We start from the raw sequence: 14,577 nt of genomic DNA on the forward strand, positions 1-14,577 counted from the left end.
TCACTCACCCCCAACGTAGATGCTGCGGACGTGCGGGTCGGCGGCGACGGTGGCGGGGTCGCCGTCGGCGACGAGCCGCCCGCCGTCCATGACGACCACGCGGTCGGAGACCTCTAGCACCAGTTCCAGCCGGTGTTCGACGAGGAAGAGGCTGAGCGGCTCCTCGCCGTCGCGGGCCAGGCCCGTGACCATGCGCACCATCTCGTCGGCGTCCTCGACGGACATGCCGGCCGTGGGCTCGTCCAGGACCAGCACGCGTGGCCGCAGCGCGATGGCCCGCGCCAGCTCCAGCCGCTTCTGGTCGGCGTAGGACAGCACGCCGGCCCGCAGCCCGAGCCTGCCGCCGAGGCCGACCTTGGCCAGCGCGGCCTCGGCGTGCTCGCGCATCCGGGCGGACCGGCGGCGGGCCCCCGGGCTGCCGAGGACGTCCGCGATCCAGCGCGGGGTCAGCGGGCCGCCGTCGGTGAGGCCGAGGAACGTCCCGGCCAGCGCGTTGTCCAGGACCGTCATCTCGGCGACGAGCCGCAGGTTCTGGAAGGTGCGGGCCAGGCCCGCGCGCCGGATGGCCTCCGGCGACCGTCCGGAGATCACGGTCCCGCCGAGGCTGATCGTGCCCTTGGTCGGCCGGTAGAAGCCGGACATCACGTTGATCAGGGTGGACTTGCCCGAGCCGTTCGGGCCGATCACCCCGACCACCTCGCCGGCTCCGACCGAGAAGGAGACGTCGGTCAGCGCGGCGACGCCGCCGAAGGACATGTGCGCGGAGTCAACGTCGAGCATCGCCGTCCCGCCTTCCCGATCGGGCCAGCACCGGTGCCAGCAGGTCGCGCAGCACGCCGCCGCGCAGCAGCACCGCGACCAGCACGGCCAGGCCGACCAGGCCGAGCCGGTAGTCGCTGATGCCGCGGAACTGCTCGTTGAGGAGGGTGAAGACGACGGCCACCACGACCGCGCCCGGCAGGCTCGCCATCCCGCCGATGATCACGTAGAGGCTGAGCATGAACGAGGCGTCGAACCCGAAGTCCGCCGGGCTGATGAACTGCACGGTGGCGACCAGGAACGAGCCCGCCGCGCCCACCAGCGCCGACCCGATGACCATCGCGGTGACCCGGACGGCCAGCGGCCGGATCCCCATGCCCCGCGCGGCGACGTCGTCGTGCCGCACCACGAGCATGGCCCGGCCGAGGAAGCCGCCGGTGACCCGGTGCAGGAACAGGTACATCACCGCCAGCAGCGACAGGCACAGGTAGAAGGCCGTCACCGGCTCGGAGAAGGACAGCCCGAACAGGTCCAGGGCGGGGATGCCGAAGAACCCCTCCCGGCCCCTGGTCAGGTCCGGCAGGTTGGCCAGCGCCTGCGCCACGGCGATCGTGACGCCCAGCGAGACCAGCACGAAGTAGTCGCCACGAACGCGGGCGCTGGCCAGCGACAGCAGCCCGCCGCCGAGCCCGGCGACGACCGCCGCGGCGAGCATCGCCGCCTCGAACGGCCAGCCGTGGTCGGTCACCAGGATCGCGGTCGTGTACGCGCCGAGCCCGTAGAACGTCCCGTGGGACAGGTTGAGCAGCCCGGTGTAGCCGAGCGACAGCACCAGCGGGGCGACCACGGCCGCGTTGAGCGCGGCCAGCGTGTACATCTGGAGCTGGAACGGCGAGTCGATGACCAGGGGGATGACGAAGGCCAGTGCGATCGCGGCCGGGACCGCCCAGCCGGCGATCCTGGACACGCCGCCCGCGAGGCGCCCGGGGAGCGGCGCGCCCCCGGGTCCTCCGGCCGCGGCGCCCTGCGCGGCCATGGTGGCGTCGGTGCGGCTCATTTGGCCGGCTCGACCGTTCCGTCGGCGTGCATGAGATACGAGGCCGCCTGCTCGCGGTCGCGGGGGCCGGGGCCGGTGACCTTGGACATGGTGCCGAACCGCTCGTTCGGGGTGAGGTCCTGGGTGAAGGAGATCGGGCCGAGCAGGCCCTCGCCCTTGGCCTTGGTCATGTAGGTGAGCAGGTCGGTCTTTTCGGTGGCGCCCGCCTCGATGGCCGCGGCGACCGACAGCACGCTGTCGAAGCTGTGCATGGCGGCGGTGGGGATGTTCTTGCCGTACTCCTTGAGGAAGCGCTTGTCCAGGGTGTCCAGCAGCGAGCCCGGCTGCGGGAAGACCTTCGCCGGGTCCATCTGGTAGTACTCGCCGTCCTCCAGCACCGACCCGGCGGAGTCGGCGAAGGTCTTGCCCCAGCCCTCGCCGAGGAAGTCCACGAACGGCTTCTTCAGCCCGGCGCGACCGGCCTGGGCGGCGATCTTGCCCGCGTCGGCCTGGAAGGCGCCGCTCATCACGACGTCCGGGTTCGCCTTGGCCAGGCTGGTGATCATGGTGGAGAAGTCAGCCGTGCCGTCCGGGTACGACTGCTTGGACGCGATCGTCGTGCCGCCCTTGGTCAGCGAGTCGGTGAGGCCCTTGTAGTAGGAGTCGAGGAAGGAGTAGTCGCCGGCGATGGTGCCCACGGTCTTGGCGTTCAGCTTGTCGCCGACGAACGCGCCGGCCACGCGGGCGAAGTTGGCCACGCTGGCCGAGACCACCACGAGGTTGTCGGCGTCGGTGGTGAGGAAGTCGGCGGAGGCGAAGGAGACCACCGCGGGCAGCTTGTACTTGGCGAGCACCACGCCCGCCGCCTGCGCCTGGCCGCTGGTGAGGAAGCCGGTCAGCGCGAAGATGTCGTCCTCGGCGGCGAACCTGGCCGCGATGGTGGTGGCGGCCTCGGTCTTCATCTGGTCGTCGGCCGACTCGATGACGAACTTGGCGCCCTTGAGCGCGCCGGTCCGCACGCCGCCCTGCTCGTTCAGGTGGTCCGCGGCGAGTTTGGCGCCGTCCACGAGATCCTTGCCGGTCTCCGCGGAGTCACCGGTCAGCGGCGCCGACACCAGGATGCGGATCTCCTTCGGCCCGCCCTCCGTGCCGGACGCGCCCGCGCCCCCGCCGCATCCGCTGAGCACCAGGGAGGCGGTCGCGATGAGCGCCCCGAGAAGTCCGGCGCGCTTGTTGCAGAGATCCATGATCCCTACCCCTTTCTTCATTCGCCTCTTTGTCGAGGTGCCGGTCAGGCGAGCCGCTGGACGACCATGGCCATCCCCTGTCCGCCGCCGACGCACATGGTCGCCACGCCGATCTCCGCGTCGCGGGAGGAGAGGGCGTTGATGAGGGTTGACGTGATGCGCGCCCCGGTCGATCCGAACGGGTGCCCGACGGCGATCGCGCCGCCGTTGACGTTGAGCCGCTCCGGCGGGATGCCGAGCTCTCGCGCGCTGGGGATGACCTGGGCGGCGAACGCCTCGTTCAGCTCGAACAGGTCGATGCCGCCGATGGACAGGCCCGCGATGCCGAGGGCCCTGCGGGTGGCCGCGACGGGGCCCATGCCCATGATCTCCGGGGACAGCCCGGTGACCGCGGTGGACACCACCCGGGCGAGCGGCGTGATCCCGAGTTCGCGGGCCCGGGTGTCGCTCATCACGACCAGCGCGGCGGCGCCGTCGCTGAGCGGGCAGCAGTTGCCCGCCGTTACGCGGCCATCCGGTCGGAAGGCGGGCCGCAGCCCGGCGAGCGCCTCCGCCGTCGTCCGCGGGCGCGGGGAGTCGTCGGCGCTCACGATGGTCCCGTCCGCGCGGCGGTACGGGGTGATGTCGGACTCCCAGAAGCCGCGGGCGTCGGCCGTGCGCCGCTGGGACAGCAGCGCGTACTCGTCCATCTCCGCGCGGGTGACGCCGTGGGCCAGGGCCACGTTCTCGGCGGTCTGCCCCATCTCGACGTAGACGTCGGGAAGCTCGCCGGTGAGGCGCGGGTCGGTCCAGCCGGCGGCGCCCCCGGACGCGGCGAGCGTCCGCTCGCGGGCCTCGTCGAAGACGGGGTTCATGGTCCCGGGGATGGAGTCGGACTCCCCCTTGGTGTAGGAGCTGCAGGACTCCACTCCCGCCGAGACGAAGACGTCTCCCTCCCCCGCCCGTACGGCGTGCGCCGCCATCCGCGTGGTCTGCAGGCTGGAGGCGCAGTAGCGGGTGACCGTGGCGCCGGGGACGGTGTCCAGGCCGAGCAGCACCGCGACCACGCGCGCCATGTTGAAGCCCTGCTCCCCGCCCGGGGAGCCGCAGCCGAGCAGCAGGTCGTCGATGGTGGCCGGGTCGAGCTGGGGGATCTTCGCCAGGGCCTGGGAGACCACCTGGGCGACCATGTCGTCGGGCCGTTCCGCGGCCAGCGAGCCCTTGAACGCCCGGCCGATCGGCGTCCGCGCGGTGGAGACGATGACGGCCTCAGGCATCGGCGGCCACCTCCTCGGGCGCGGCCAGTCGTTCCCTGGCCCGCTCGCGCTCGCCCGGGGTGAGTTCACGCGAGCTGCGGCCCTGCCGGTCCCACATCACCAGCACGACCGATGCCTGGGCGACGTGGAGGCCGCCGGGCGTGCGCACCGTCTCGCCGGTGGTGATGCTGCGCCGCCCGATCCGGGCGACCTCGAAGGACACGTCGATCGCCGCGTGCTCCACGAGGATCTCGGCCAGGTAGTCGACCTCGATCCTGGCGACCACGTAGGAGTCGGCGGAGCGCACTCCCACCACGTCCCTGAGCCAGGCGGTGCGGGCCTCGTCGAGCAGGGTGAGCAGGGTCCCGTGGTAGACGTGGCCCTGGTGGTCCAGGTCCCGCCATCTCAGTCCCACGCGTACCGGAGCGCCGGTGCGCTCAGGAGTTACCATGAACCCTCGCTTCTTATTTCGGACGATCGATATAAGATCGTAGGGTACGGGCATCCGGACCTGTCAAGAACTTGCTAAATAGATCGACCGAAACAAGGCCGACCTGCGGAGAGACGACGTCACCTCGATTTCGAGAGGACAGGGACTTTCACATGTCGATCACGTTAAAAAAGCTCTAAGATGATCAGTGCCCCGAGGAGGACACGTTGCCCAAGATCGTCGACCATGACCAGCGAAGGGCGGAGCTCGCCGACGCCGCCCTCGACGTGATCGCCCGCGACGGCATCAGGGCGGTGACCCTGCGCACCGTCGCCGAGGCCGCCGGATGGTCGACGGGAGTGCTCAACCACTACTTCAAGTCGCACAATGACCTGCTGGTCGGCGCGCTGCGCAGGGCCGCCGAGATCCAGGGCAGGATGTTCCGGCAACTGCGCAACGACCTCTCCACCGACCCCATGCAGCGGCTGCGCCAGCTCGTCGAGAGCGTGCTGCCGCTCGACGCCCGCCGGGTCGCGATGACCCGCATCTTCCTGGTCTTCTACGCCGAGGCGGCGGCCAGCCCCGAGGCCAGGGAGGAGGTCGCCGACTACCTGCACAACTGGCGGCGGGTGCTCGAACGCGTGATCACCGAGGCCCAGGAGGCCGGGCAACTGCCCGCGCACCTCGACCCCGCCGCGCTCGCCGTCGAGCTGGTCGCCCTCTCCGACGGGCTGGCCGTCCACGCGATCCTCGACGGGCAGGTGCTCAAGCGGCTCACCGCGGGCGAGGGCATCGAGATCGAGCTGGTGGAGAACTCCTTCCGGCTGTCCATGACCTGAACGCCCCTCCCGGCTTGACGGCGGCGTGATCCGCCCAGGTCAGGCCGGGTAGGAACGGCGGCGGCCGCCCGGCGGCCGATCCCCCCGCGGCTATGATGCCGTGCATGCTGCGCCCGCAGTCGGTCATGCTGACCTTCCTCGGTGACCACGTGTCCGGTCGGCGTGTCCTGGTATCCGCGGGGAGCTTCATCGACGTGTTCGCCCGGGTGGGCATCTCCGAGATGGCCACCCGGTCCACGCTGGCCCGCATGGTCCGGCGCGGCCTGCTGCACCGCAGGCGCGCCGGGCGGCACATGTACTTCGGGCTCACCGACACCATCGCCAAGGTCCTCCAGGACGGCGAGCGCCGGATCTGGCGCACCGGCGTCGTCAACGAGCACCAACGGGAGCACTGGACCCTCATCGGCTTCTCACTGCCGGAGTCCTGGCAGCGCGAGCGGCACGAGCTGCGCTCCCGGCTGATCTGGGCCGGGTTCGGCCCGCTCGGCAACGGCCTGTGGCTGGCCCCCGGCGACGTCGACGTCGCCGGCGTGGTGGAGGACCTCGGGGCGAACGTGAAGGTGTTCGCCGCCGAGCCCCGGCCGCCCACCGACATGCGCGCGCTCGTGTCCGACGCCTACGACCTCGACGGCCTGGGCCGGAAGTACGCCGACTTCCTCACCCGCTGGGACCAGGCCGACCCCATGCCCCGCGCGCCCGACGACCTGGCCCGCTCGCTGGTCCTGCTCACCGAGTGGCTGCAGATCATCCGGGTGGACCCCCGCCTTCCGGTGCGGCACCTGCCCGACGACTGGCCCGCCGGCAAGGCCCAGGCCGTGTGCCACGCGCTGTATGAACGCTTCCGCCCGCAGGCCGCGGCGATCGTCGCCGACCTCCTGGACGCCATCCCCGACACCCGCCCCATCCAGAGGGGGCCTGAGTAGGGCACCACTCATGCGGGCGACGCCCCGCCGCGCCGACTGTGCCCTGAGACCGGTCAACCCGGTCAGCGGCTGCGCCGCCGTCGCCCGCACCCCCGACGACCTGCACACCGTGTACATCGGCACGGACGCGAGGCCGCACGCCGTGGCGTGGAACCCCGCGACCGGATGGACCGCACCGGTCCGGGTGGGCGGCCCGCCGCGCCGCCCGCCTCCCTGGCCGCCGGGCCCGCGCTGGTGGCCGCCGTCCCGACGTGGTGGACCTGTTCTGGATCGGGCAGGACGTCCGCCTCTACACCACCTGGTGGACGCCGGGCGGCGGCTGGAACCCCGGTTACCTCCCGCTCGACGTCTGAGCGGCCAGGCGGACGGGCAGCTCCCTGATCGAGCGGATGAAGAAACTCGGGCACCAGCCCACCTCGCCCGGCTCGCAGTCCAGCACCATGCCCGGAAAGCGGCGGAACAGCGAGTCGAGGGCCACCTGGCCCTCGACCCTGGCCAGGTGCGCCCCCAGGCAGTAGTGCACGCCGTGGCTGAAGGCCAGGTGCGGGTTGGGCGTGCGGGTGATGTCGAGCCGGTCGGGATCCACGAAGATCGCCGGGTCGCGGTTGAGGGAGTGGACCGGCAGGAAGATGAGCGAGCCCGCCGGGATGACCTGCTCCGCCACCGGGATGTCGGCCTTCGCGTGGCCCTCGACCACCGAGATCGAGCTCTGGAAGCGCAGGAACTCCTCGACCGCGGTGCCGGTCAGCTCGGGCCGCGCCCGCAGCAGGTCGCGCTGCTCCGGATTCACCAGCAGTTCGTGCGCGCCGTTGCCGATCAGGTTGGCCGTGGTGAGGAAGCCAGCGAAGATGAACAGCATCACGGTGGTGACCAGCTCGCGCTCGGACAGCCGGTTCGCGCCGTCGCGCGCCTCGATCAGCGCCTGGATGAGGTCGTCGCCCGGTTCGACGCGCTTGCGCTCGATCACCCTGCGGGCGTAGTCGCCCAGCTCGGCCTGCTGCTCGCGAAAACGCGTCACCAGGTCGCCGCTCGGCTGGATCTCGCGCAGGAAGACGGCATGCTCCATCAGGACGCCGAGGTCGTCGCGGGGCAGGCCGAGCAGTTCGGCGATCACCAGCATCGGCAGCGGCAGCGCGTAGTCGCGGATCAGCTCCGCCCGGGGCTTGCGGCCGATGTCGTCGAGCAGGTCGTCGGCGATCTCCTGGATGCGGGGGCGCAGGCGCTCGATCTGGCGGCGGGTGAAGGCCGCCTGGACCAGCCGCCGCAGCCGGGTGTGCTCCGGCGGGTCGGTGCTCACCATGTTGTCGGCGAGCGCGCTCTCGGCCTTGCGCCCGTCGGCGCTCACCGTGTCGGCGTGATGCCTGGCCTTGCTGAACCCCGGGTCGCTGAGCACGGAGCACGCGTCGGCGTGATGGGGAACGAACCACGCCTCACGCCCGAGGGGGGTGATGATCCGGTGCAGGCGCCCCCGCGCCCGCAGCTCCTCATAGAAGGGGTAGGGATCCGTCAGGGCCGACAGCGGGAAGACCGCCGTCGATCCGGCCACCGGTTCGGCGGTGTGGGACATGGTGAACCCCCGCGGCAGGTGAACTTACTCACTGAAGGTATTCTTACGGATACCATGCGTCAATACATCGGCAAGTGGCCGACGTGTCGGGCAACGACTCCCCCACCGCCCGTCAGACGTTGCCCAGCACCCTGGTGATCGTGATCAGCAGCACGACGCGCGCCGGGTTGTCCCTCGGCGGCTTGTACCTCTCGGCGTAGCGCCGCTCGGCGTCGGCGACCTGCTCCGCGCCGGTCAGCACCACGGCACGGCCCTCCAGGGTCGACCAGCGGCGACCGTCCACCTGGCAGACCGCGACGGCCAGGCCGTCCGGGCCGAACGCCGCGATCAGGCGGGCCTTCTTGGACGCGCCGGACGTGATGACCCTGGCCACGCCCCCGGCCGGGTCGAGCGTGACGCCCACGGGGACCACGTGGGGGGTGCCGTCGGGCCGTACGACGGTGAGCGTGCACAGGTGACGCTCCTGCCAGAACCCGGCGAACGCCTCGCCCTTAGCGGTCAGATCCACCCGCTCATCGTAGCTAGCGGGACAGGAACTCCCGCTTGATCTCCTGGCTCAGGGTGTCCTGGTCGCGGAACAGCACGAAATGATCGATCCCGGCGAACTGGATGAGGTGCTTCACGCCGTACACGGCGGCGGCCGGGGAGATCGTCACCTGGCGCAGCACCGTGGCCGGCAGTTGCCTCTCCAACGGCTCGCGGGAGCGGCCGAACACGGTGAACATGCAGCGCTGCGCGGCCAGCCGCTGGTGGTGCCAGCGGGAGTAGGTGGGCACGACCTGGTCGAAACTCCATCGGCGGCGGCTGATCATCTGCTCGAAGTAGTCGTACTCGGCGCTCTGGCCGAGGTCCCAGATCCGGTCGCGGTCGGTGGCCAGGCGGGAGGCGGCGTAGGGGTTGAGGACCCACACCGAGGGTGTCCCGGCGACCGGCGGCTCGACGTAGGGCCTGCCCCGGTGGGGGCCCCAGTGCGCGGCGAGCCGCTCCCGGTAGGTCTGTAGCGCGAAGTACAGCGCCACGGCGAGGACCTCGGTCCAGTCCAGCAGCCTGGTCGGGATGCCGTGGTGCTGCATCTCGGCCAGGGTCTCCCAGGACGACCGGTGCTCGGCGTTGGCCAGGATGCTGTAACGATGGTAGGCGTCGCGCTCGCCCGGCCACAGCAGTTCCCGCGCCCTGAGCTCGGCCTCGCACTCGTCCAGACTGTTCCTGGCGTCCTTGATCCGGGCGTCGATCGCCGCCAGCCCGGCCCTGGACCTGGGGACATCCGGACGGCTCGCGGCGAACTCCCGGTCGTGCGCGGCGCGCCGCTCCTTGCGCTCCTTGCGCAACCGCCTGATCCGCTCGTCCAGTTCCTCGGCGCGCTCCCGCAGGTGGCTGGTCTCGTCACGTTTCGGGGTGCCCCGGAACAGACTGGGCAGCAGCGTGAACGCGTCGCTGGTGTGGCCGCGGAACCAGGCGTGGTGGTAGGAGCATCTCAGCTCCTCGCAGGCGTCCTCGACCGCGCGCAGGAACCTCTGGAACTCGTCGGCCGCGGCGTCCCAGGAACTCACCTGCGCGAATCTCCCCGTCGTTCCGGCGGTCGGGATGGAAGGGCTCGAACCTCCGGCCTGCTGGTAACAAGTAAGCCAGCCGCTCTACCATCTGAGCTACACCCCGGCGGCGTATCGCCCCGCGACGTGTAACCCGCATTCCCGAGGCCGTCACCCGAGTGGATCAAGCCGCGGGCGGCGGGCGGCTCAACGCCGGACAGTGGACGAGTCGGCGTCCAACGGGCGGGCGGTCCGCCGTCAGCCCCTTCCCGCCGTCAGGCCCTCCACCGGGCGGCACCTTCCCACCGGTTGGCTCCTTGCGGCCGTCGGGGCCGTGTACGGACCGGTGGGCGTCAGGGGGTCAGGCTGGGACGGAGTCGATGTCTCGGTCGTAGTGGCGGTGGGCGGCGATCGCTTCGGTGAAGGCTTGGGTGAAGGCGTCGCCGACGGTGTCCGGGCCGATGACGCCCTGGGGGCCCGGGAGTGCGGCGGCCTCCAGTAGGGCGCGTCCGCCGGGGAGGGCTCCGATGGCCTTGCCGTGCCGGAAGGCCTCGCGGACGAAGTGGACCGCGCGGCCGTCGTTCGCCAGTTCACCGCCGTCGGCCAGCAGCACGGCGTCGTAGAGCACCGAGGAGGCCGCGCTGATCTGCTTGTCCACGGTCACCGGCCCGACGGTCCCCTCGTGCGGGGCCAGCACCTCGCAGATCGCCCCGTGGCCCTCCAGCGCCTCGCGAACCGGGGACAGCGCGCTCGCGTCGGTCCCGTCGGCGGCCAGTACGGCGATCTTGCGGGTGGCGATCGAGTCGTGCGTGGTGTTGGCCTGGCTCAGCGCGGGCGAGCTCCTGCCGTGGTTGGCCGCGCCGGGCTTGGGCGCGGGGATGCCGAGTCCCGCGGCCACCGCGGCGGCCAGGTCGCCGTCGATGCGGCCCAGGTGCTCGACGACCTTCTCCTTGATGTAGTGCCGCTCCACGTGGCCCAGCTCGAATCGGAACGCCGCCACGATGTGCCGCTTCTCCCAGTCGGCCATGCTGTTCCAGAACAGCGTGGCCTGGCTGTAGTGGTCGTCGAAGCTGGGGCTGCGCTTGCGGATCTTCTCGCCGTCCACGCGTTCCTGGTAGTGCTTGAACACCCCGTCCCATTCGCCGCTCCGGATCGCCGGCATCGGACAGCCGCCGGTGATGGTGTTGGGCGAGTAGCTGCTCTCGTTGGTGTAGATCATGTGCTGGTGGTAGCCGTCCCGCTGGTCGTTGTAGACCGACACGATCGGGCGGTTGATCGGAATCTGCGGGAAGTTCGGCCCGCCCAGCCGGATCAACTGGGTGTCCAGGTAGGAGAAGTTGCGGCCCTGCAGCAACGGGTCGTTGGTGAAGTCGATGCCCGGCACCACGTTGGCGGTGCAGAACGCGATCTGCTCGGTCTCGGCGAAGAAGTTGTTCGGGTTGCGGTTGAGCACCATCTTGCCGACGGAGCGGACCGGGACCTCCTCCTCCGGGATGATCTTGGTGGCGTCCAGCAGATCGAAGTCGAACTTGTGCTCGTCGGCCTCGGGCACGAGCTGCACGCCCAGCTCGTACTCGGGGAACGCGCCGGCCGCGATCGCGTCCCACAGGTCCCGGCGGTTGAAGTCGGGGTCGTTGCCCTGGACGCGCAGCACCTCGTCCCACACCAGGGAGTGCGTGCCGAGCATCGGCTTCCAGTGGAACTTCACGAACGTGCCGCGCCCCTGCGCGTTGACCAGCCGGAAGGTGTGGACGCCGAAGCCCTGCATCATCCGGAAGCTGCGCGGGATGGCCCGGTCCGACATCAGCCACATGACCATGTGCAGGCTCTCCGGCTGGAGCTGCACGAAGTCCCAGAAGGTGTCGTGGGCCGACTGCGCCTGCGGGATCTCGTTGTGCGGCTCCGGCTTGACCGAGTGCACGAAGTCGGGGAACTTGATCGCGTCCTGGATGAAGAACACCGGCATGTTGTTGCCGACCAGGTCGTAGTTGCCCAGCCGGGTGTAGAACTTGGTGGCGAAGCCGCGCACGTCGCGCACGGTGTCCGCCGAGCCGCGCGAGCCAGCCACGGTGGAGAAGCGCACGAACGTCGGGGTCACCAGCGACGGGTCGGTCAGGAACGCAGCGACGGTGAACTCCGCGAGGGAGTCGTCGTAGGCCCGGAACTGGCCGTAGGCCCCCGCACCGCGCGCGTGCACCACGCGCTCGGGGATCCGCTCGTGGTCGAACCGCATGATCTTCTCGCGGAAGTGGAAGTCCTCCAGCAGGGTCGGGCCCCGCTCCCCCACGCGCAGCGAGTTGTCGGTGTCGTCCACCCGGACGCCCTGGTCGGTCGTCATCCGCTTGTCGCGCGGGTCCACGCGGTACTGCTCAAGCTGCTGCTGCTTGTCGTCGGCTTCCCCGGCCACGGCTCCCCCATGAAGTCTGAACGCCAATTTGTCCGTTCGGGGGCCATCGCTTCCCATACCCAGGTCGGCGCTACCCGAAAGCAGGGTTCCCGCCCGGGGGTTGATCGTTCGCATCAGAGGGCACACCCGTACAATTCACCACAGGCCGCACGCACCCCGACTCACGGAGCTGGCACCATGGGCGACTTCTTCGCCATGCTGCGGAAACGGGTGGACGCCAATGCCCGCCGCGCGGTCGAGATCTACACGCGCGAGGTCCCCGAGTACCGCGCCCTCGCCGCCGACTCCATGGCCCGCGCCGCCCTGCTGGACCTGGCCGTGACCCTGCGGCGCGACGCCATCGCCCGCGCCGAGTGGGAGGAGCCGTTCAGCGCCGCCGAGCTGGGATACATGGAGGCGGCCGGCCGGGAGCGCGGTGAGCGGGGTATCTCACTGACCGCGTACCGGCACGTGCTGACCCTGAACGCGGTGCTGACCCTGCGGGAGATCCAGGAGGCGGCGGACCCCGACGACCTCGACCGGCTGATGCGCACGATCGGCTGGCTGGCCCCGCAGGGCATGGCCGCGCAGGACGCCTTCACCCGGGGGTACATGGCGGGCAAGGAGCGCCACCTGCCGTTCGCGACGCGCGTGCAGTCGCTGGCCAGGCTGCTGCTCGCCGACGACCCCACCGCGCCCGAACTGGCCAGGACCCTCGACATGGGGCTGCCCGAGCGGTACGTGGTGACGGTCGTGCGCCTGGCGGGCAGGCCGTTCGAGCCGACGGACCGGCTCCGTGACGAGGTCGTGGAGTTCCTGCTGGAGAACGAGCGGGTGCCCGTGGCCTGGCCCACAGGGGGCGAGTTCGTGGCGCTCGTCCCCGTCGCCACCGACGTCCCCGACGCCGAGGAGGCCGCGCTGGACCGCGCGCTGTGCCTGGCGCACGCCTTCGCCGAGGCGGTCGGACGGCCCTGCTCGGCGGGCACCGCCAGCGGGCCGACGGGCTCGCTGGAGAAGACCGCCGAGCTGGCCCGCCAGGTGAGCCGCGCGGCCCCCATCGAACCGGTCCCGAGCCGCCTGCGCACGCTGGCCGACGTCTTCGTGGAGCTGGGCACGGCCCAGGTCTCCGAGGTGGACCACTGGCTACGCGACGTCGCGCGCCGCCTCACCGACGGCCCCGACCTGGTCACCACCCTGGACGCCTACTACCGCTGCGACATGAACCGCCAGCGCGCCGCGGGGGTGCTGCACATCCACCCGCGCACGCTGGACTACCGGCTGCAGCGCACCCGAGAGCTGACGGGCGTGGATCCGGGATCCACGCACGGCATCCGGGTGCTCAACACCGCCGTGGCCCGCATCCTGGCGGGGGCCTGGCCCGACTTCTAGCCGGGCCGGTGTCAGCGGGCGTGGGCTCAGGTGACCGCGCGCGCCCGCTCGCGGGTCTCGCGCCAGTCCTCGATCCCGCGCACCGTCAGGAAGTCGTCGAAGGCCGACTCCATCGCGCCGACCAGCGGGCCCCTCCGGCCGAGCGACGAGATCGCGAGCTCGGGCGGGTCGGCGCGCCGGAAGCCCATCAGCGCCGCCCGGTAGGCCGCGCGGACCCTCATCCCGGCCAGTACGAGCAGGTCGGCACCCATTCCCGAGAGGGTGACCAGCTCGGGGTCGAGGGCATTGACCAGCGCGCCCACGCCCGCGCCGAGCACGCGGGCGTTCGCGTCGACGGCCTCGCGCGGCCCGGGCTCACCGCGCGCGGCGGCGGCGAGGATCCGGTCGGCGGCGCGTCTGCCGCGCCCGCCGCCCGGGGTGATCCCCGCGTGGGCCAGCAGCGCGTTGCCGCCGACGCGCAGGCTCCAGCAGCCGCGTGCGCCGCACGCGCAGGCCCGTTCGGCGAGGTCGGCGATCGGCATGTGGCCGAACTCGCCGGCCGTGCCGGAGGCGCCGGTGAGCGGCCTGCCGTCCACCAGCAGAGCGCCGCCCGGGTCGAAGTCCACGTGCAGGTGCAGGCCGACGCGCACGCCGGCCAGCCTGCCCCGCCTGGCCTCGGCGAGCCCGGCGAGCGTGGCGTCGTTGCCGACGCGCAGCGGCGCCGGGCCGAGCCCCAGCGCGTCCACCACATCGACGCCGCTCCAGCGCAGGTGGGCGATGTCCACGATCCGGCCCTCGCGGACCGGCCCGGGGACGGCCAGGCCGATCCCGGCGACGCGCGGCCCGGCGTGGGCGCGCACGGCCGCGCCAAGCGGGCCGAGCGCCCCTTCTGGCGATCCGTCGTGCGACGCGTGCTCCACCACCTCGGCCCCGCCGCCCAGCTCGCACCGGGCCAGGTCCCAGGTGTCCTCGCGCAGGTTGACGGCCAGCACCAGCGGGCCGTCGGGGTGCGGGCCCGGCACACCGGTCGGGCGGCCCCTGACGTGACGCGGCGGCGACGCCTCGGCCAGCAGCTCGTCCTCGCCCAGCCCGGCCATCAGCACCGAGGCGGTGCCCCTGGCCAGGTCGAGGTCGCGGGTGAGCTGTGACCTGGTGCGCGCCGCGCCGCAGTCGTGCACCGCGCGCAGCAGCCGCACCCGGTTGTGCGCGCGTAACTCTCCACTGGTTCTCGCTCCGTTCACGGGTCCATTGTGCGACA

General features: G+C 71.6%; 13 protein-coding genes and 1 tRNA gene. 3 read left to right on the forward strand and 11 right to left on the reverse strand.

Features of this window, described 5'->3' with window-relative positions:
• From P3X83_RS37400 to P3X83_RS37420, 5 genes are read right to left on the reverse strand one after another with little or no spacing between them, the layout of a single operon-like run.
• Positions 1-780, reverse strand: a complete 780-nt coding sequence (locus tag P3X83_RS37400) for an ABC transporter ATP-binding protein (RefSeq protein ID WP_277310114.1) — start codon at positions 778-780, stop codon at positions 1-3.
• Positions 767-1,816 carry a branched-chain amino acid ABC transporter permease gene (locus tag P3X83_RS37405; protein ID WP_277310115.1) on the reverse strand — a complete coding sequence of 350 codons (1,050 nt, stop codon included), beginning with the start codon at positions 1,814-1,816 and terminating at the stop codon, positions 767-769. Before P3X83_RS37405 ends, P3X83_RS37400 begins: the two co-directional genes overlap by 14 nt.
• The gene (locus tag P3X83_RS37410; RefSeq protein WP_277310116.1) at positions 1,813-3,042 is read right to left on the reverse strand and encodes a branched-chain amino acid ABC transporter substrate-binding protein; all 1,230 of its coding nucleotides are present in this window, start codon (positions 3,040-3,042) and stop codon (positions 1,813-1,815) included. The genes P3X83_RS37405 and P3X83_RS37410 overlap by 4 nt, the downstream gene beginning before the upstream one ends.
• Positions 3,043-3,086: 44 nt before the next feature.
• The gene (locus P3X83_RS37415) at positions 3,087-4,298 is read right to left on the reverse strand and encodes an acetyl-CoA C-acetyltransferase (protein ID WP_277310117.1); all 1,212 of its coding nucleotides are present in this window, start codon (positions 4,296-4,298) and stop codon (positions 3,087-3,089) included.
• Positions 4,291-4,728, reverse strand: a complete 438-nt coding sequence (locus P3X83_RS37420; RefSeq protein WP_277310118.1) for a thioesterase family protein — start codon at positions 4,726-4,728, stop codon at positions 4,291-4,293. The genes P3X83_RS37415 and P3X83_RS37420 overlap by 8 nt, the downstream gene beginning before the upstream one ends.
• A 206-nt stretch (positions 4,729-4,934) precedes the next feature.
• Between P3X83_RS37420 and P3X83_RS37425 the strand changes: the two genes are divergently transcribed.
• Together P3X83_RS37425 and P3X83_RS37430 are read left to right on the forward strand one after the other, a co-directional pair.
• Positions 4,935-5,546 carry a TetR/AcrR family transcriptional regulator gene (locus P3X83_RS37425; protein ID WP_277310119.1) on the forward strand — a complete coding sequence of 204 codons (612 nt, stop codon included), beginning with the start codon at positions 4,935-4,937 and terminating at the stop codon, positions 5,544-5,546.
• 104 nt (positions 5,547-5,650) lie between these two features.
• The gene (locus tag P3X83_RS37430; protein ID WP_277310120.1) at positions 5,651-6,469 is read left to right on the forward strand and encodes a PaaX family transcriptional regulator C-terminal domain-containing protein; all 819 of its coding nucleotides are present in this window, start codon (positions 5,651-5,653) and stop codon (positions 6,467-6,469) included.
• 331 nt (positions 6,470-6,800) lie between these two features.
• On the opposite strand, the gene P3X83_RS37435 is transcribed toward P3X83_RS37430, so the two are convergent.
• From P3X83_RS37435 to P3X83_RS37455, 5 genes are all read right to left on the reverse strand, one after another.
• Positions 6,801-8,036, reverse strand: a complete 1,236-nt coding sequence (locus tag P3X83_RS37435) for a cytochrome P450 (RefSeq protein ID WP_277310121.1) — start codon at positions 8,034-8,036, stop codon at positions 6,801-6,803.
• Between the two features lie 112 nt (positions 8,037-8,148).
• Positions 8,149-8,544, reverse strand: coding sequence for a pyridoxamine 5'-phosphate oxidase family protein (locus P3X83_RS37440; RefSeq protein ID WP_277310122.1), 396 nt, complete (start codon positions 8,542-8,544; stop codon positions 8,149-8,151).
• Between the two features lie 13 nt (positions 8,545-8,557).
• Complete coding sequence (locus P3X83_RS37445) at positions 8,558-9,586, reverse strand: FRG domain-containing protein (RefSeq protein WP_277310123.1); 1,029 nt, start codon at positions 9,584-9,586, stop codon at positions 8,558-8,560.
• A 29-nt stretch (positions 9,587-9,615) separates the two neighbouring features.
• Positions 9,616-9,692: transfer RNA gene (locus P3X83_RS37450), tRNA-OTHER, on the reverse strand.
• Positions 9,693-9,926: 234 nt separating this feature from the next.
• Entirely contained in the window at positions 9,927-12,029 is a 2,103-nt protein-coding gene (locus P3X83_RS37455; protein ID WP_277310124.1) for a catalase, read from the reverse strand.
• Positions 12,030-12,149: 120 nt separating this feature from the next.
• Between P3X83_RS37455 and P3X83_RS37460 the strand changes: the two genes are divergently transcribed.
• Positions 12,150-13,340, forward strand: coding sequence for a helix-turn-helix domain-containing protein (locus tag P3X83_RS37460; protein WP_277310125.1), 1,191 nt, complete (start codon positions 12,150-12,152; stop codon positions 13,338-13,340).
• A 26-nt stretch (positions 13,341-13,366) separates the two neighbouring features.
• On the opposite strand, the gene P3X83_RS37465 is transcribed toward P3X83_RS37460, so the two are convergent.
• The gene (locus tag P3X83_RS37465; protein ID WP_277310126.1) at positions 13,367-14,560 is read right to left on the reverse strand and encodes an ROK family protein; all 1,194 of its coding nucleotides are present in this window, start codon (positions 14,558-14,560) and stop codon (positions 13,367-13,369) included.
• Between the last annotated feature and the right edge of the window lie 17 nt (positions 14,561-14,577).

Source organism: Spongiactinospora sp. TRM90649, assembly GCF_029382225.1.
Lineage (GTDB): Bacteria > Actinomycetota > Actinomycetes > Streptosporangiales > Streptosporangiaceae > Spongiactinospora.